This window comes from Echinicola arenosa, assembly GCF_014841125.1.
Taxonomy (GTDB): domain Bacteria; phylum Bacteroidota; class Bacteroidia; order Cytophagales; family Cyclobacteriaceae; genus Echinicola; species Echinicola arenosa.
In genome coordinates this window covers 736,821-754,353 of the sequence record NZ_JACYTQ010000002.1, presented here as the reverse complement: position 1 = coordinate 754,353, position 17,533 = coordinate 736,821, and the positions used below count along the sequence as shown (strand labels likewise).

The window sequence follows — 17,533 nt, the reverse complement described above, 5'->3', positions numbered from 1 at the left end:
GGATTTTATTATGTTTGAAAAGCTTACTTCCCTATCATTTTTACAACTGATCAGGCACAAGTCTGTCCAAAACTTTATTTTTTTACTCTTCATTCAATCTTCCAACATCCTTATTTCTTTAATGGTGATGCCACTATTGATTCAATCCATTGGAGTGGATCAGTTTGGTTTGGTGAGCTTGGCCCTATCGGTGATTTTGATTGCCAATGTTTTTGTTGGATTTGGGTATAATCTCAGTGGTCCAAAAGATGTGGCCCTCAACCAAGATAATAAGAGGGAGCTTTCGGCCATTATTTCAAGAATATTATCAAGTAAGATCTTATTAGCTGTTATGGCCACTGGATGCTTGTTAGTGGCCATTTTTGGCTTTGACTTTTTTCCAGAATATAAGATCATTTTGATCTATAGTCTGCTGATGCTCTTTTCAGAAGCGACCTTACCGGTATGGTTTTTTCAGGGGATGGAAAAGATGCGTTTGGTGTCTGTGGCAAACGTCTTTAGCAAGCTGCTTTACCTTACGGGAATCGTTTTTTTTATCCAAGGGCCAGCAGATGCCAAATGGGTGAACTTTTGTTTTGGAGGGGCTGCTTTGACCGTAAACTTACTGGTACTGGTATATGTTCATTTTATCTTCCAGATTCGAATATATTTTGCTGGCTTTGGTAAAGCCTTACAGTCCTGCCGGAGAAATATCTATCTTTTTTTATCCAATATAGCCAGCCATATTTCAGTGAGTGGAGGCATGGTAATCTTAAGTTTTTTTGCCAGTGCCAATATTTTGGGGATGTATAGTTTGGCGGAAAGAGTATCTATGGTACTTAGGATGTTTCCTTCTTTGACCATTGCAGCAATCTATCCCAATGCAAGTAAATTATATGAGCAGGATAAAGTAGTATTTTACCGATTCTTACTAAAAGTTTATAGAATGGTGATCCTTGGGGCGGTTATTATAACGGCAATAATATTGGTTTTAGCGCCATTCATTATTCAGCTTTTGGCGAAGGAGCTGATCTTAGATTCTGTTGTTTTTTTAAGGATATTGGCATTTGTACCTTTGATGGCTACCTTGAACATCGCCAATATGATTATGATTTTAGTTACCGACCAAAAAAAGTTATTGTTCAATAGTTCTTGGATATTTTGTTTGTATATGCTGTTGATAGCGATCATAATGACCGCTTGGTTAGGAGGAAAAGGACTCGCATATGCACTGGTCTCCACAGAGATTGTCATTTTTATTACTTGTTCTTTGCTCATTAAAAAACATACGCCTGTTCTATTCAGTGAATTCTATGGAAGATTGTTTGGTAGCCATCATCATTCTTAATTGGAATGGATATTCGTATACCCGAAATTGTCTCCATTCACTCAGTCGGACTACGTCCAAAGATTTCAAAATTATTTTAGTGGACAATGCTTCCTCAGATGGATCCTTGAACCAATTGAAAGAAGAGTTTGAGGAGGTGATTTATCTCCAAAATGAGGAAAATCTTGGTTTCACAGGGGGAAATAATGTTGGAATTCAGTATGCCTTGGATAGGGGATTTGAATATATCATGTTACTGAATAATGATACAGAGGTCAAAGAAGATTTTATGGAACCATTGATAAATGCCTTGAACATAAATGATGGTTTGGGTGCTGTGCAGCCTTTGATGTATTACCTGCATGAAAAGACTACTATTTGGAATGCAGGAGGAAAATACAATCCATGGACAGGAAGTTCCAAGTCCATCAAGCAGATCAAAAAAGTCAATGACCAATATGCTACCGATTGGATTACAGGATGCTGTATCTTGATCAGATCCAGGGTGATCGAAGAAATAGGGCTTTTGAATGACCACTATTTTGCTTATTTCGAAGATGTTGATTGGTCACTTAGAATGAAATCCAAAGGACATAGTCTTTCAGTGGTTCCACAATCTGTAATTTACCATGAGGCAGGAGCTTCTTTGAAGGCAAAAAATATGAGGAAGGAGGGGGTGTTGAATCCCAAAGTTCATTATCTCAATACTCGAAATCAAATTTTTCAACTTAGGAACCATTTGGGATTTCCTTTTTTTTTATATGCATGGCCCTTCCAATTTATGAAATTCGGAATGTATGGAATTTACTTTCTATTACGAAGAAGGAAAAATAAGTTTTTGGCACTGCTTAACGGTATCAAGGATGGTGTTTTTCAGGACTGTAAATGACCGAATTCTAGATTAATGCCTTTTATATTTATACTTGTTATCATAGGAGTTGTTTTACTGCTTTCCATAACAGTCAATAAGATTGTTTTCGAAGGTAAGTGGGAATGGGTAGTTTACTTTGCATGCTTTTATTTCCCTTTTTATACAACTATTTTAAGTATAACGTGGCAAGCGTCGCATTTGATTTGGCTTGTAACTCTCTTTAAGTTTCTTAAGGAATTTGTTGTTATTATCGCTATTATTTCATTTTTGGTTTATGAAAGAAATATTTTTAATTATACTTTAAGAATTAATCTGACAGACAAAGTATTAATAATCTTTTTATGTATTGGTATTTTGTATTTGTTTCTGCCACTTGGAGGAGCATCTTTTGTAGATAAAGCCCTTTATCTTAAAAATATTTTGTTATTAGCTGCCTTTTACTTTTTTGGGAGGAACAGTAGAATGTCAGAACATGAAATTTCTTTATTATTTAAAGGAATTATGATGGTGACCCTATTTTCTTTTGGTGTAAATGTTTTTGAAAGGGTTTTGGATACCCATTTTCAATCTTTTTCAGGGTATTCAGAATTTAATTCAGCAATTTATAATATAGAACCTTCAGGCCATTTTAATTTGTCATGGACATTTGAAACTCAAGCAGGAGCTAAAAGATTTGCATCATTTTTTTCTGATCCATTGGAATTAGCAGCATCTAGCTTATTGGCATTCTCAACTGGACTTGTTTGGTATCTGACTAAAAAAAGAGAGAAAGCTAATTTGTATATTTTGGTAATGATAGTGGCTGCAGGCGGGATTTTTTTCAGTAGTTCAAGGGCTTCTTTTGCCGCCTTTTTCTTTATGTTATTTTTTATAGCTTTTATCTTTAAATTAAATACGCTGTTTAAAATATCAGCTATTATAGTTCTGTGCTTTGTGATTTATGTGTTGGCTTTTGCTAATAAAGATTTTTACTATTTCATATATGATACAATTACTTTTCAGAATGCCTCAAGTATTGGACACGTTGTTGAATGGTTGATTGCACTTGACTCCATGCTTCAGCATCCTGAAGGAATTGGTTTGGCAATGAGCGGAAATACATCAAGTGTTACAGATGAGCTAAGAGTGGGCGGCGAAAATCAATATTTGATTTTTGGAGTTCAAATGGGTTTTTTAGGAATGATATTGTACATATTACTCCTGTTCAATAGTATTAGAATCTGTTTAAAAACCTTTAGAGAAGTTGATAATGTAATGGTCGCTAGGGTGGCATTTGTAGCATGTACTGTCAAATTCGGTCTATTGCTCCCCCTTTTTACTTCTAATGCTGAAAATTTCCTTTATGTTTCCCTTATTTCTTGGTGGATGGTTGGCTATAGTGTCAAAACATACAATCAAATTAAGTTGAATCCTAAGACGTCTTTACCTGTTGCATAGTAAAATCAAAATAGCAATAGATACTAGGGATCTTTTCTTGGCAAAAACAGGTATAAGAACTGTATTGGAGGAAATATTGAGAGGTCTCAAAGAAGATCCTGTGATTGAGGTAATAGAGATAAGCCCTAAGCCATTTTCTCCTCCGAAAACCAAAATCCAAAAAGCAATTGAGCATATAAAGTTCTTTTGGTGGAAAGAAGTTCAATTGCCTTTGAAGGTAAAAAGACTTGATTGTGACGTGCTGATCTGTAACGATTATGTAATTCCCTATTTTATGCCTCAGGGAACTAATGCCTATCCTATTTTTCATGGGTGTAATATTTGGGAGATACCCCAGCATTATAATAAATATTGGCGATGGATGTTTACCTGGATGGCTATACCGGCTGGAAAAAAAGCTAAGTCAATTATCACGGTATCTCAGTTTTCTAAAGGTAGGTTGTGTGGATTGTTTAAGTTTGAAGTAGATAAAGTCAAAGTTATCCCTCTTGGTCCGAAGCGTTCTTTATTAACACCTCAAAAACTAGTTGAATTGGATCGGTTTGGTATCAACGAGGGAGATGAATATTTACTTCATGTTGGAGTTATTGAGAAAAGGAAGAACCTGGTTAGGTTAATAGAAGCCTTTTCTAAAATCCAAAATGAGGATTTGAAATTAGTTTTGATTGGGCAAAGAGGGCCTAAGCTTTTTCTTGATGATTTTGACAATGTAATCAACGAAATCAAAAAAAAGAATTTAACCGATAGCGTAATTCTTACTGGACATGTTTCAGATGAAGAATTACATACTTTTTATTCAAAGGCCAAAATGTATGTTTTTCCATCTCTTTATGAAGGCTTTGGGATTCCTGTAATCGAAGCATTTCATTATGAATTGCTTATGGCAGCGTCAAATCAAGGTGCATTACCAGAGGTGGTAGGGGATGGAGGTACCTTGTTTGACCCAGAAAATGTATCAGACATTGCTCAAAAAATTCAAGATATTTTGAATTCTACTCCTGAGCAAACAGAGGAATTTAGGGAAAGACAAAAAAGTATGGTGGATAAATATCGTTGGGAAAAAACTATTGAGGAAATTAAAAAAATCATTTTAGTTGACTAATGCTTTCATTACTGTTTAAAATATTTAATGTAAATCCAGAAAACCGATTTGGGGAAGAGTGGGCTCAAAAGGACATTATGCTATCTCTGTGGATGGTTTTACCAAAATGGCTTAGAGGACTTTGGTTAAAGCTATTTTTGAAATCTTCAAATGGAATGCTTTTGGTAGGTAAAGGAACGAAAATATTTAACAAGTCCTATATAAGTTCTGGAAGGAATTGCATTTTTGAAGATGAATGCGAGATTAATGGGTTATCCAAACAAGGAATAGAACTTGGAAATAATGTAACGATAGGTAGATATGCAATGATACGTCCCACCAATAATTATGGGGGGCCGTTAGGGGAAGGACTTAAAATAGGAGATAATTCCAATATTGGCCATCTCAGTTATATTGGCTGTTCTGGATATATAGAAATCGGGAATAATGTGATGATGTCTCCAAGAGTAAGTATCTATTCGGAAAATCATAATTTTGAAAATGCTGATATTCCTATGAAAGATCAGGGGGTGACGAGAAGTTTTGTAAAGATTGAGGACGATTGTTGGATTGCATCCAATTCCATTATTTTGGCTGGCGTAACTATTGGAAAAGGGTCTGTTATTGCTGCTGGGAGTGTTGTCACTAAAGATGTTCCCCCTTATTCAATTGTTGGAGGAAATCCAGCTAAGGTAATTAAAAATAGGAGATAGTGAATCAATTCATTTTACCTATTAAAATAATTCTTTAAATGAAGTATTTTAATAAAACTAGCTGATTTACAAGGTCCATTGAATAGTAGTCTAGTTTTTGGTTAGATAAAATAAAAGTAATTGCTAAATTTTAATAAAGAAGAAAACACTGTACTGGTATTGCATAGCTCTACGGATCTTTATGGAGCCAGTAGAAGTTTGATAAGGTCAGTCATTGGACTAAAAAGACAGGGATTCAAACCTATAGTTATACTTTCCTCAGAAGGATCTTTAGCCGATGCTATAAGGGAGGAAGGTATTGAGGTTTTAATTATTAGATTAGGAGTAGTCAGACGAAAATACTTCAACTTACTAGGCTTAGTCAATAGAATGAAGCATATGAAAAATGCTTCAAGAGAATTGAAAAAATTAGTTAAAAAGTACAATATAGGACTAATTTATACCAATACTACGGCCGTTTGGGTAGGAGCTTGGGTAGCTAAGAGTATGAGATTGAAACATATTTGGCATGTAAGGGAAATTATTGAGCAGCCAAGTTGGTTTAAAAAGTTTATTGAGGTCTTACTTCAAAAAACAGGTGACCTTGTAATTTGTGTTTCTCAAGCTACTGCGAATAATTATTCTTCAGGCGTAGAGAAGAATAAGTTAAAAGTAGTCTACAATGGCATCGATTATCTCCCATTTAAGCGGGCCAAATATGATTTAAAGTTAGAAATTGGGATTGATCAGAATACGGTCTTAATTGGTATGATTGCCCGGGTGCATTTTTGGAAAGGACAGACCTACTTTTTGGATGTGGCAAAGGAGTTGGCTGAGAAGTATGATCAAATTCATTTTGTCATGGTGGGAGATGCCTTTGAGGGCTATGAATACCTATATGATGAAATCAAAAACAAAATCAAGTCGAATGGCCTTGAGGGGAAAGTGACCGACTTGGGCTATCGAACCGATGTTCCGGAGATCATGAGTGGCTTTGATATCTTTATGCTTCCTTCCATACTTCCTGATCCTTTACCTACTACTGTATTGGAAGCCATGGCTGCTGGAAAGCCAGTGATTGCCACGAATCATGGTGGGGCAAAGGAAATGGTATTGGAAAGGGAAACCGGTTATTTGGTGCCTTGGGACAATGTTCCTCAAGCTGCATCAGCCTTTGAGCAATTAATCGAAGATGAAAACTTAAGAATCACTTTAGGAAATGCTGGTCAGCAAAGGGTGATCAAGGATTTTTCTATAGAAGCTTATATTAAAAATATGGGTGAGATATTTCAATCAATTTTGCCCAACAGTAAAGTAAATGCATAAAGTGAGTAAGGAAAAGTCCCTTAGAGTCGCTATTTTTGGTGCAAAAGGTTATCCCTATGTCTATGGTGGCTATGATACCATGGTCAAGGAGCTCGGGGAGCGGCTGGTAAAAAAAGGCGTCAAGGTAACTGTTTACTGTCACCGATCCTTGTTTAAGGACAGGCCGAAACAGGTCAATGGAATAGATTTGGTCTATATGCCGGCCATCGAGTCCAAGTCCTTTACCCAATTGACTCATTCTTTTTTCTCTATGATCCATGCCTGTTTTTCCAAAGCAGACGTGATATTTGTAGTTAATAGCGGTAATGGGCCCTTTGGTTTGATATCCAAAATTTTTCGAAAACCTACAGCCATTAATGTGGATGGTTTGGAATGGCTGCGTCCTAAATGGAAAGGAATTGGTGCGAAATATTTCTTTTGGGCTTCTAAAATGGCGACCAAATTCTATGACCAGATCATCAATGATTCTGATGAAATGCAAAAAGTCTATGAGGAGCTTTTTGGTGCTTCCTCAAGAGTAATCGCCTATGGCTCCAATCCAGGCTTAAAAGCTGATCCTACATTGATAAAGAAATGGGATTTGGTCAAAGAGGATTATTACCTGATTGTGGGGAGGTTGGTGCCAGATAACAACGCGGATTTGATCATTGAAGGGTTCATAAAGTCCACTTCCAAGAGAAGGTTGGTGATAGTGGGAGATGTTCCGTATAAAGATACCTTTGCTGAAAGACTAAAGGATTTACCTGATGAACGGTTGCTCTTTACAGGCTATGTGAAGGATCCTTATGAACTGGCTGCATTGTACCAAAACTGTTATGCTTACTTTCATGGTCATGAATATGGTGGTACCAATCCGGCCATGCTGAAGGCTTTGGGTTATGGTTGTGCTATTTTGGCTTTGGATACACCTTTCAATCAAGAGATGCTTCAAAGGGGAGAATATGGTTGGTATTTTGGAAAGACAGGGGAAGAGGTGAGTGAAGTGGTGGCCAAAGCAGAAAGCGCACCAGAAAAAATGAAAAGTTTAAGGGAAAATTCACAAAAAGGGTTGACCCAAAAATATGATTGGGACCATGTTACCGATCAATATATTGAGGTCTTTCAGGAATTGGCTAATAAATCCTGAAAGACCTATTTTTAATTTTTTGAAGTTTTTACGGCATCACATTTCCCACAGCCACAGTCCAAGGCATTAGATTTTTTTGGTTTGGCATATTGGTAGATTTTCCAGCCAATGATACCTGCAAATAAAGTCCACACAATAATTTCCTGCCACATAATCAATTTCTTTTCTTAAGACAATATTTGATAGACTACCCAAGCAGATACATATGCTAAGGCGGTCATATAAACGGTTTGGATAACTGGCCATTTCCAGCCTTTAGTCTCTCTATAGACCACTGCCAACGTACTCATACATTGCATGGCAAATGCATAGAAAACTATCAGCGAAAAGGCAGTGGCCAGATTAAATACTTTTTCCCCGGTCTCTGGATTGACCTCACTTTCCAACTTTTGCTGAATGGTCAATTCATCTTCCACATCACTACCCACACTATAAAGTGTAGCAATGGTAGAGACAAACACTTCACGAGCTGCAAAGGAAGTGATCAGTGCAATCCCGATTTTCCAGTCATACCCTAAAGGTCTGATGGTCGGTTCAATGAACTTACCCATTATTCCTATGTACGATGATTCTAACTCCGCAGATGCAAGTTGGCTCTCATAAAGGTCCAAATCTTCTTGAGCAGCATTCTCAGCGGGAACTTCAACCTTGGCGATGGATTCTTCACGGACACTGGATGGTCCATAGGAAGCCAATACCCATAGAATTACTGAAATGGTCAAAATCACCTTTCCAGCGGCAAATACGAAAGTCTTGGACTTGGAGTACATGGTGATCAATACATCTTTCCACCTTGGAAGTCTATATAATGGCATTTCCACCATTAGATAGCTCTTTTCTTTGAATTTTAAGGCCAGTTTCAAAATCCAAGAGGTGAAAAGCACCGCTATTATTCCCAATAAGTACATCCCCAATAGCGCTATCGCTTGGAGGTTAAATGGACCCACATAAGATTCTGGAACAGCAATGCCTATCAAAATCACATAAACAGGCAATCTTGCAGAACAGCTCATCAATGGAGTAACCATGATGGTGATTAACCTGTCCTTCCAGTTGCCGATATTACGTGTAGCCATTATCCCAGGGATTGCGCAGGCAATACCCGATATCAAAGGAACTACGCTTTTACCATTGAGCCCAAAAGGTCTCATGATCCTATCCATTAAGAACACTACCCGTGACATATAGCCAGTATCTTCAAGAATTCCCAAAAAGGCAAATAGTAGGGCAATTTGAGGGATAAAGATAACCACACCACCAATCCCAGGAATTATCCCTTCAGTAATCAGGTCAGTCAAAACTCCTGCAGGCAAGAGGTTAGCTACTGCGGCACTGAGTGTAGCAAAGAAACCATCTATAAGGTCCATAGGCATGGCTGACCAAGCAAAAACAGCCTGAAAGATCACCAATAATATACCTATGAAGATCCCATAGCCTCCTATTTTATGAAGGAATACGCTATCTAGCTTGTCAGTTAATCTCTTTCTTTGAATATCGGTTTTTTCAATTGCCGAAGACAGGACTTGTTGAATGCCAGCATATCTTTGCTGTGTTTCTTCCAATTGAGTCTTTTTGATGTCGTATTCAACCTTAGATAACTGATGCTCCAACCAAAGTTTGTCGTTATGATCAATTAATGGCTCACTTTGATGGAACCGTATCAATTGATAAGCTTGATAACTGTTTTCCAATCCAAATTTTTCTTGAACGGCAGAAGAAAGTTCATGAGGTAAAAGGTCTTCAATGTTTAAAAAAGACTGAGGTTTCTCAAACATCTTTTGTCCAATCAGGTCAAGTATCCCATCTATTCCCTTATTACTGCGGGCATTGGATTGGATGATCGGTACGCCTAAAGACCTGTAAAGAGCATGTGTCTTTACTTTTATGCCTTGTTCTTCAGCAGTATCTTCCATGTTCAATACGATGGCCATAGGCAGTCCCAAATCCATAATTTGAGTGATCAGAAAGAGCCCCCTTTCCATGCTGGACATATCCACAACTGCCAGTACAAAATCTGGCCTATTACCTTGATCAAGGCCGTTGAGCACCCTATGGACGATTACTTCATCCTCCGAATTAGGGTAAATACTATAAGTTCCCGGTAGATCAAGAATAGTAGCTTCCTGTTCTCCGATTTTAACATTGGCAAACCTCTTGTCGACCGTTACTCCAGGGTAATTTCCTACTTTCTGACGCAATCCCGTCAACCTATTAAAGATGGTTGTTTTACCTACATTGGGATTTCCGATCAATGCAACGGTAAATGTGGACTGTTGGGCAGGTGTAAGTACTTCTGGCATAAAAGGATCAATTTTCTAATGTCACTTGGATCAGCTGGGCTTCAGCTTTTCTTAAGGCTATCACTGTATTTTCCAGCTTAAAAGCCAAAGGGTCTTTTAGCGGAGCTCTTTGCAAAAGAGAAATGCGTTTTCCCGGCAGGAAACCCATCTCCATTAAGTGAAGGGTAAGCTCGCTTGGCATAATTTGCTGGATTACTGCCATCTTTCCTTGCTCTAATTGATCAGCCGTACTCATAGTTGAAGTTAGATTAAATCTAAATTGTTGCAAAACTAACGGAAAAAGATTAGAATTCGTTCTGTTAGAGATGAAATCTTGGGCTTTTTTGATGAGAGGCGTAGATGAAATGACTCAGGTTAACAGGCTGTTGTGTTGATGAAATGTAGGTTTGTTTATGTTGTTTTACTGTGCTTTAAGTCATTTGGTTTGAAAAAGGAGAATACTTGTTTTTTTACTGGAACAAGAAAGATGCTGTCATAGATGGACAATTTGTGTAATCGTCTCCGCCTTGCATTCATTAACCTACTTGCGAAAATAATATGAGAAAGTGAAAAGTGTGTGAGCTCGGATGTGCTTCTGTCATTTTTGACAAATCTGACTGTATGTGCAATAAATTTTGATAGCGCAAGGCTTACAACTATATATTAACAGATATTTAATGATGAATAAAAGATAAAATTTTATAATTTTACTGTACCTTAATTAAAATTTAAGGAAAATTATTTCATCAAGAGCCTAAGCAATTTTTTACAACGAAAAGAACATGGTATTTAAATTGCTGTAGCGTTAAGTGACATAGTATATAGTATCATTTTTATGGCGAGACGGTTTTACAAATACTTTCCTTGGTTATTTCTTCTGGGCGATATTTTAGTAATTGGGATATCATTGCTGATGACACATGGGGTTGTGTCAAGATATGTTACCATCAGTGACATGAACTCTTCTCTTTATGGGTTGTATCTTGTGATCTGGTTGGTCTTAGTTACGTTCAGAAAGGACTACAAAGTTGGAAGAACAACAGATTACCTATTTACCATTCAGAAGTTATTCGGTTCAATACTCTGGTTTTTTTCCATTATTTCGGTTTTGTGGATTGCCTTTCAGGCTTACCATTTGAGCAGGTTATTTTTGTTGGTCAATGCAGGAAGCATGATGTTTTTGCTCAGTGTTTACAGGGTTTCCGTTCATATTGCCCTTAAGCAATATCGTTCTAAAGGTGGAAACTATAGAAATGCGGTGATCATTGGAAAAGGAGGAACCAGTTATAAACTGGCTAAGGTTTTCCAAAGCAGAAAGGATTTTGGAATCAACTTTTTGGGTTACTATGATGATACGAGTACTTGTGTAGAGACACGGGGGGGCTTGACTGACTTTTTTAGGGAAGTAAGGGGTATGGATTTGGATTTGATTTATATCAATGAAAGGTTAGACCTGCCCACCATGAAAAAGATCATCCATTATGCTGATGAAAATTACATTAAGGTAAAGGTGATTCCTGGAGGTAACCTTCAGCTTGAGAAGAAACTATCCTTTTCCAAATATGGTGACTTTTTTGTCATCAATGTCAATGCGATACCTTTGGATAATGCCATTAACAGAGTGAGTAAAAGGGCTTTTGATATCTTATTTTCTTTGTTCATTACTGTATTTGTTCTGAGTTGGATGATTCCTTTGGTGGGACTATTGATCAAACTGGAGTCAAAAGGGCCGATATTCTTTATCCAATTAAGGAATGGAGAAAATAATAAGGTTTTTAAGTGTTTAAAGTTCAGATCAATGACTCCCAATGATTATGCTGACACTTTGCAGGCCACCAAAAATGATCCACGCGTCACCCAAATAGGAACCTTTTTGCGAAGCACCTCATTGGATGAAATGCCCCAGTTCTTAAATGTACTGATCGGAGATATGTCCATCGTAGGACCTAGGCCTCACACGGTACCGATGAATGAGACATTTCGTACGCAGATAGAGAAATACAATGCCCGCCATAAAATCAAGCCCGGTATTACTGGACTAGCACAGGTTAAAGGTTACAGGGGGGAAATTATCCGTCCCTACCAAATTAGGTCAAGGGTGCGTTTGGATTATTTTTATATTCAGAATTGGTCAATGTGGATGGATATGACCATAGTGGCCAAAACAATACGTGAACTGGGATTCAACAGGGACAACGTTTATTGATATGCAAGAATTAAGGCCCCTAGCGTGTAAGCTTTGTGGCAACATAGAAGGAAATACAGTTTTTCCTGTAAGGGAAATGATGTTTGGTTTTCAGGAGAGTTTTGATTATTTGGAATGTAATAATTGCAAGGCAATTCAAATAGTGGATGTTCCAAAGAATTTAGGTGAATATTATCCCAAAGATTATTATTCTCTAGGTGAAATCAATACTTCCTCATGGGTTAGCAGGTTTCTAAAAACTTCTCATTTTAGGATATTTAAAGCCACCAAATTAAAATACTTTAAGCATTACCATTATGGTGATTGGCTTCAGGAGTTAAACCTGCCTTTTTCAAGCAAAATAGCTGATGTGGGTTGCGGAAATGGACAGCTTCTTTACGAATGGTCGGTTAGTGGTTATACTTCATTAGTTGGAATTGATCCATTTATTTCCAGGAGTAGAGAGATTAAACCTGGGCTTAAGCTGTTGAAGAAATCCATTTTCGATGTTCAGGAGAGTTTTGATTGTATCATGATGCATCATTCTTTTGAGCATATGGATAACCCAAGACAAGTGATGAAGAAAGCTGTTGAACTTCTTAATGAAGGTGGTCAGTTGCTCATTAGGATACCTTTGGCAGACAAAGAAGCTTGGAGACATTATGGAGCCGACTGGGTCCAGCTGGATGCTCCAAGGCATATATTTCTCCATAGTGAAAAGTCAATTAAGGATATTGCGAAGCAATGCGGTCTTTTGCTAAAAAAAGTTGTATATGATAGTACTTCCTTTCAATTTTGGGGAAGTGAGGTCAATAAGATGGGCATCACACACAAAGAGGTGCTAATATCAGAACTGTTTTCTAAAGAACAGATGGAAATATACAAAAAGAAGTCCCTCCAGCTGAATTTGGAGGGACAAGGGGATCAGGCCTGCTTTTACTTTGTGAAAAGTTAAATATTCAAAAGGGCTTGTAAGAAACCCATATTCTCACCTTTTCTTTTAATGACCAACATAGGAATTTTATAGTTGATTTGGACCAATCTTTCAGCCACGCTTCCCAAGAGCAACGCTGCGGAATTACTTCTTCCGCGGCTACCAATGATGATCAAATCAGTATCGTTTTCTTCGGCTGTAGTCAATATATGATCAGCATTACTGGCTTTGTCTTTAAGTACAAAGTCACAGGGATGATATTCAATCTTATGTTGTTTGACCATTTTATCAAATTCCTTTTGGGCATTCTGACGCATGATCTCCGCAAATTCCTCATAGGATTTACCCGTTTTATGGTAACCTATCGGTACATCATACACGTGGATATATTTGATCTCCGCATTTTGGTGGTTCTTGATAAATCTCTCCACTTTTTCCAGAATCAATTCAGTATGGCTGGAGAAATCAATAGGGACCAGAATTTTTTTGAACTGCCTATCAGTCATTCCTTCAGTTAAGAAAAGTACTGAGTTGGGGGCTTTTTGAGCAATTCTTTTTGGTAAAGTACCACTACCTTCCAGTTCGGTTTTACGGCCCATGATTATAAAGTCAACATTTTTTATTTTTGACCATCTCAATAGACTGTCCATAGGGTTTCCTTCCTCTGCAGTTACTTCAACTGCCACCTCATCAGAAATGCGCAATTCATCCACTTTCTTTTTGATTCCCAGCTCTATGCTTTCGTCTACTGGAGCCAAAAGGTTTGGATAGGTACTGGTGATGTCCTCCGGGAGAGCTAGATTCTCGGAGATATGCATAAAGTAAATTTTCTCAAGATTTAAAAGTTGGATGACCTTCTTAGTATTGTCGAGGATGACTTGGTCCATTTTGGTCAGGTCCAAACCTATTAAAGCGATGTTTCTTTTTTCCATAGTTGTAATTCACGGATTTGGAACAATTTAATAGATAGATGGGAGCTTCAAAAGTAAATGGCAATAATTGTATTCATTTAAATTTTGAGTGGAATAAATCCTAGATTTGTATGGGTATGGCCGTATTAATAGGTCACATCCAGCCAAAGTTATACTATGAACCAAATTACTCCAATGGCGAAAAACATGATGAAATACTTTCTGGCAATTGTTCCTGATGAAAGCATTCAAGCTGATGCTTTAGCAATAAAGCAGGAAGTGCTGGAGAAGTACCATGCCAAGCATGCCCTTAAGTCTCCCGCCCATGTAACACTGAAAATGCCTTTTGTTTATAGTGAGAAAAAGGAAGCGAAACTAGCAGCGTACTTAGAGACATTTTTTGCGGGATTCAGGTCTTTTCCGATTGAATTTAAAGGGATTGGTCGGTTTGGTAAAAGGATCATGTATGCAAGGGTTAGACATGGCGAAGAATTGCCGACTTTACAGCAATCACTTGGTCAGTTTTGTAGATTGGAGTTAAAGCAAGTACAGGAACTGAGTGATAAGGCTTTCACACCGCACATGACACTTGTGTACAGTGATCTTAAGGATCGCTATTTTGATGAATGTTGGGCGATGGTAAAGGCCAAAGGTTTCTATGGGAAAATGGAGGTGAAGAAAGTGGCCCTTTTGAAAAAAATAGATTACCGCTGGTATGTGATCAAGGAGTTTGATTTGGAGGGTAAATAAAAAAGGGAATCAAGCTGATTCCCTTTTTTATTATGGTGAAGAATTACTTCTTCACGTGGATTTTTTCTTTTACTCTAGCCGCTTTACCTTGACGACCTCTTAGGTAGTAAAGTCTAGCTCTTCTTACTTTACCAGATCTCAAAAGCTCGATCTTCTCGATGCTTGGACCTAGGATAGGGAAAATTCTTTCAACACCGATACCGCTTGAGATTTTTCTTACAGTGAAAGTTTCTCCGTTTGAGTTAACGTTCTTTCTCTGGATCACGGTACCTTGGAACTGCTGGATACGCTCTTTGTTACCCTCTGTAATTCTAACGTGAACGTTGATCGTATCTCCTGCCTTGAAAGAAGGGAACTTAGCTCTTACGTCTTTGTATTCCTCTTCTACAATTTTAAGTAGTTCGCTCATATCTTTATATTTATGTGCTTATCGCAAATTCGAATTGCAAAGGTATGCAATTATCTTTTTTATTCAATTAATTATCAATTATTTACGTTAATCGCCTTTTTAGAAATCTCTCCCTTCCAATAGATCAGGCCTTCTTTCTTTAGTGCGGCGAACCGATTCTTCAAACCTCCAGTTGGCAATCTTTTCATTGTGTCCAGAAAGCAATATTTCTGGGACTTTCATGCCATCGTATTCAGCAGGCCGGGTATAGATCGGAGGAGCTAGCAAGCCATCCTGAAAGGAATCGGTCAAGGCAGAAGTCTCATCGTTGAGCACTCCTGGGATCAATCGAATTACTGCGTCGGCCAAAACCGCTGCAGCAAGCTCTCCTCCGGAAAGGACAAAGTCACCAATGCTGATTTCTTGCGTAATGTACTTTTGTCTGATCCGCTCATCCACACCTTTGTAATGACCACAAAGGATCATCAAGTTGCCTTTCAAGGATAGGGAATTGGCCATTTGCTGATCAAGTGTCTTACCGTCTGGGGTCATGTAGATGATTTCATCGTATTCCCTTTGGCTTTTGAGTGTTTCGATACACTTGGCCAAAGGTTCTACCATCATCACCATTCCTGCACCGCCACCAAAAGCATAATCATCGACTTGCCTTTGTTTACCGATGCCATAATCCCTCAAGTCATGTACCTTTACTTTGGCCAAGCCTTTATCTTCCGCTCTTTTTAAAATAGAGTGAGAGAAAGGACCTTCCAAAAGACCAGGTACCACAGTGATTATATCGATCCGCATGGTCTATTCCTCTAAATAAATTTCAAGCAAGCCTTCCGGCAATCGGCAGAAAACTTTTTTTGCTGCCTTGTCTACCTTGAGAATAATGTCATCCTGAATGGGAATCAAGACTTCTTTTCCTTGGTAGTCTAACCCGATCAAATACTGGGTTTGAAGGTCATATATTACTTGCACACTTCCTATTACTCCTCGGGACTCATCTTCTACTTCAAAACCCACAAGCTCATGATAATAATATTGGTCATCATCAAGATTTGGAAGGTCTTTTAGTGGAAGGTAAAGTACAGAACCCACTAAGGTTTCTGCAGCGCTCTTGTCATCATAACCTTCAAACTTGGCCAATACCCGACCATTGGGCTGTGAGACAAAATGCTCAAGAAAATAAGGTGCCAGTCTGTTGTTTTTGTCCAGAAAGACATGTTCGATGTCTTCATATTCCTCTGGATAATCTACATCAAGGACGGCCGTTACTTCTCCTTGGAGTCCATGAACCTTAGCAATGTAACCTATCTGGAAACAATTCTCCTTGTTCATGGAAAAGCGCGTAATTAACCTTGAGTTTCTTCTTCGCTAGATTCAGAAGCTTCTCCTTCTGCAGGAGCCTCCTCAGATGCAGCAGCTTCTTCAGCAGCGGCAGCAGCCTTAGCTTCTTCTTCTCTTTTTTGGATAGCCTCTAGACGAGCTGTGTTTTTAGCTGTCTCGGCATCAAGGGCTTTCTGACGAGCGTCCGCTTTAGCTTTAGCCAATTTGTCCACCTTGCCAGTGATAGCTGCCTCTTTTTCCTCTTTCCAAGCGTCAAATTTCTTGTCAGCCTCTTCTTGAGAGATAGCACCTTTTAATACACCGATTTGAAGGTGTTTTTTCAATAATACACCTCGGTAAGAAAGCATTGCTTTTACCGTGTCTGTAGGTTGTGCACCATTCAACAACCACTGTAGAGCGCGCTCATTGTTGATGTTGATAGAAGCAGGGTCAGTGTTCGGGTTATAAGATCCGATTTTTTCGATAAAGCGTCCATCACGTGGAGCTCTTGCATCAGCTACAACTACATCATAGATGGCCATTCTTTTTCTACCTCTACGTGCTAATCTGATTTTTACTGCCATAGTATATTGATATTAAGTTAATTGATGGATCCCGTCCATCGTAAATTTGGAATGCAAAGATAGCGGATTTATCTTGAAAAGAACAAGTTAGGCAAGGAATATTTGTAGTTTAAAAAAAATATGTTTTAAATTGCGGCTCGAAAATAGAGGGTTGTTCCTTCTACATCCTGAGAGGTATTCAGTACCTTCCTGTTTCGAAGACAAACATAATATCCTGGTCCCGTAGTTCAATGGATAGAATAGAAGTTTCCTAAACTTTAGATACAGGTTCGATTCCTGTCGGGACTACAAAAGTCCTCCTCAAATTGAGTTTTGGGGAGGACTTTATTTTTGA

At 38.2% G+C, this 17,533-nt stretch carries 18 protein-coding genes and 1 tRNA gene; 11 read left to right on the top strand and 8 right to left on the bottom strand.

Annotated features, from left to right (window positions below):
* Positions 1-10 precede the first annotated feature (10 nt).
* From IFO69_RS07905 to IFO69_RS07875, 7 genes are all read left to right on the top strand, one after another.
* Complete coding sequence (locus IFO69_RS07905) at positions 11-1,327, top strand: oligosaccharide flippase family protein (RefSeq protein ID WP_192009519.1); 1,317 nt, start codon at positions 11-13, stop codon at positions 1,325-1,327.
* Positions 1,293-2,195 (top strand): glycosyltransferase family 2 protein, encoded by a 903-nt coding sequence (locus IFO69_RS07900; RefSeq protein WP_192009518.1) that lies wholly within the window; start codon positions 1,293-1,295, stop codon positions 2,193-2,195. The genes IFO69_RS07905 and IFO69_RS07900 overlap by 35 nt, the downstream gene beginning before the upstream one ends.
* A gap of 15 nt (positions 2,196-2,210) precedes the next feature.
* Positions 2,211-3,614 (top strand): O-antigen ligase family protein, encoded by a 1,404-nt coding sequence (locus tag IFO69_RS07895; protein ID WP_192009517.1) that lies wholly within the window; start codon positions 2,211-2,213, stop codon positions 3,612-3,614.
* On the top strand, positions 3,607-4,716 hold the full coding sequence (locus tag IFO69_RS07890) for a glycosyltransferase family 4 protein (RefSeq protein WP_192009516.1): 1,110 nt from the start codon (positions 3,607-3,609) through the stop codon (positions 4,714-4,716). The genes IFO69_RS07895 and IFO69_RS07890 overlap by 8 nt, the downstream gene beginning before the upstream one ends.
* On the top strand, positions 4,716-5,408 hold the full coding sequence (locus tag IFO69_RS07885; protein ID WP_192009515.1) for an acyltransferase: 693 nt from the start codon (positions 4,716-4,718) through the stop codon (positions 5,406-5,408). The genes IFO69_RS07890 and IFO69_RS07885 overlap by 1 nt, the downstream gene beginning before the upstream one ends.
* Before the next feature lie 120 nt (positions 5,409-5,528).
* A complete protein-coding gene (locus tag IFO69_RS07880) occupies positions 5,529-6,713 on the top strand; it encodes a glycosyltransferase family 4 protein (protein ID WP_192009514.1) in 1,185 nt (394 codons plus the stop codon).
* Positions 6,706-7,839 (top strand): glycosyltransferase, encoded by a 1,134-nt coding sequence (locus tag IFO69_RS07875; RefSeq protein WP_192009513.1) that lies wholly within the window; start codon positions 6,706-6,708, stop codon positions 7,837-7,839. The genes IFO69_RS07880 and IFO69_RS07875 overlap by 8 nt, the downstream gene beginning before the upstream one ends.
* Positions 7,840-7,850: 11 nt before the next feature.
* Here the strand turns inward: IFO69_RS07875 and IFO69_RS21855 are convergent, their stop codons facing one another.
* Genes IFO69_RS21855 through IFO69_RS07865 form a run of 3 tightly spaced genes read right to left on the bottom strand, consistent with a single transcriptional unit; the run spans position 7,851 to position 10,374 of the window.
* On the bottom strand, positions 7,851-7,991 hold the full coding sequence (locus IFO69_RS21855) for a FeoB-associated Cys-rich membrane protein (RefSeq protein WP_225444045.1): 141 nt from the start codon (positions 7,989-7,991) through the stop codon (positions 7,851-7,853).
* A gap of 15 nt (positions 7,992-8,006) precedes the next feature.
* Positions 8,007-10,139 (bottom strand): ferrous iron transport protein B, encoded by a 2,133-nt coding sequence (gene feoB / locus IFO69_RS07870; RefSeq protein ID WP_192009512.1) that lies wholly within the window; start codon positions 10,137-10,139, stop codon positions 8,007-8,009.
* A 7-nt stretch (positions 10,140-10,146) separates the two neighbouring features.
* Entirely contained in the window at positions 10,147-10,374 is a 228-nt protein-coding gene (locus IFO69_RS07865; protein ID WP_192009511.1) for a FeoA family protein, read from the bottom strand.
* A 579-nt stretch (positions 10,375-10,953) separates the two neighbouring features.
* Here IFO69_RS07865 and IFO69_RS07860 point away from each other — a divergent pair.
* Entirely contained in the window at positions 10,954-12,324 is a 1,371-nt protein-coding gene (locus tag IFO69_RS07860; RefSeq protein WP_192009510.1) for an exopolysaccharide biosynthesis polyprenyl glycosylphosphotransferase, read from the top strand.
* A gap of 1 nt (position 12,325) precedes the next feature.
* Entirely contained in the window at positions 12,326-13,258 is a 933-nt protein-coding gene (locus IFO69_RS07855) for a class I SAM-dependent methyltransferase (protein ID WP_192009509.1), read from the top strand.
* Here the strand turns inward: IFO69_RS07855 and IFO69_RS07850 are convergent.
* Entirely contained in the window at positions 13,255-14,169 is a 915-nt protein-coding gene (locus IFO69_RS07850; RefSeq protein WP_192009508.1) for a universal stress protein, read from the bottom strand. The two genes, IFO69_RS07855 and IFO69_RS07850, sit on opposite strands and share 4 nt — an antisense overlap.
* Positions 14,170-14,355: 186 nt before the next feature.
* On the opposite strand from IFO69_RS07850, the gene IFO69_RS07845 reads away from it, so the two are divergent.
* Positions 14,356-14,898, top strand: a complete 543-nt coding sequence (locus IFO69_RS07845) for a 2'-5' RNA ligase family protein (protein WP_225444044.1) — start codon at positions 14,356-14,358, stop codon at positions 14,896-14,898.
* A 43-nt stretch (positions 14,899-14,941) separates the two neighbouring features.
* On the opposite strand, the gene rplS is transcribed toward IFO69_RS07845, so the two are convergent.
* The 4 genes from rplS to IFO69_RS07825 all read right to left on the bottom strand — a co-directional run bounded on the left by rplS (position 14,942) and on the right by IFO69_RS07825 (position 17,199).
* Entirely contained in the window at positions 14,942-15,307 is a 366-nt protein-coding gene (rplS, locus tag IFO69_RS07840) for a 50S ribosomal protein L19 (protein WP_192009507.1), read from the bottom strand.
* Between the two features lie 99 nt (positions 15,308-15,406).
* Positions 15,407-16,093: a tRNA (guanosine(37)-N1)-methyltransferase TrmD gene (gene trmD / locus IFO69_RS07835; protein ID WP_192009506.1), complete on the bottom strand. Its 687-nt coding sequence runs from the start codon at positions 16,091-16,093 to the stop codon at positions 15,407-15,409.
* Between the two features lie 3 nt (positions 16,094-16,096).
* On the bottom strand, positions 16,097-16,627 hold the full coding sequence (rimM, locus tag IFO69_RS07830; protein ID WP_192009505.1) for a ribosome maturation factor RimM: 531 nt from the start codon (positions 16,625-16,627) through the stop codon (positions 16,097-16,099).
* Positions 16,628-16,641: 14 nt separating this feature from the next.
* On the bottom strand, positions 16,642-17,199 hold the full coding sequence (locus IFO69_RS07825) for a 30S ribosomal protein S16 (protein ID WP_192009504.1): 558 nt from the start codon (positions 17,197-17,199) through the stop codon (positions 16,642-16,644).
* Positions 17,200-17,415: 216 nt separating this feature from the next.
* Here IFO69_RS07825 and IFO69_RS07820 point away from each other — a divergent pair.
* A tRNA-Arg gene (locus IFO69_RS07820) sits at positions 17,416-17,487 on the top strand.
* The last annotated feature ends 46 nt before the right edge of the window (positions 17,488-17,533 follow it).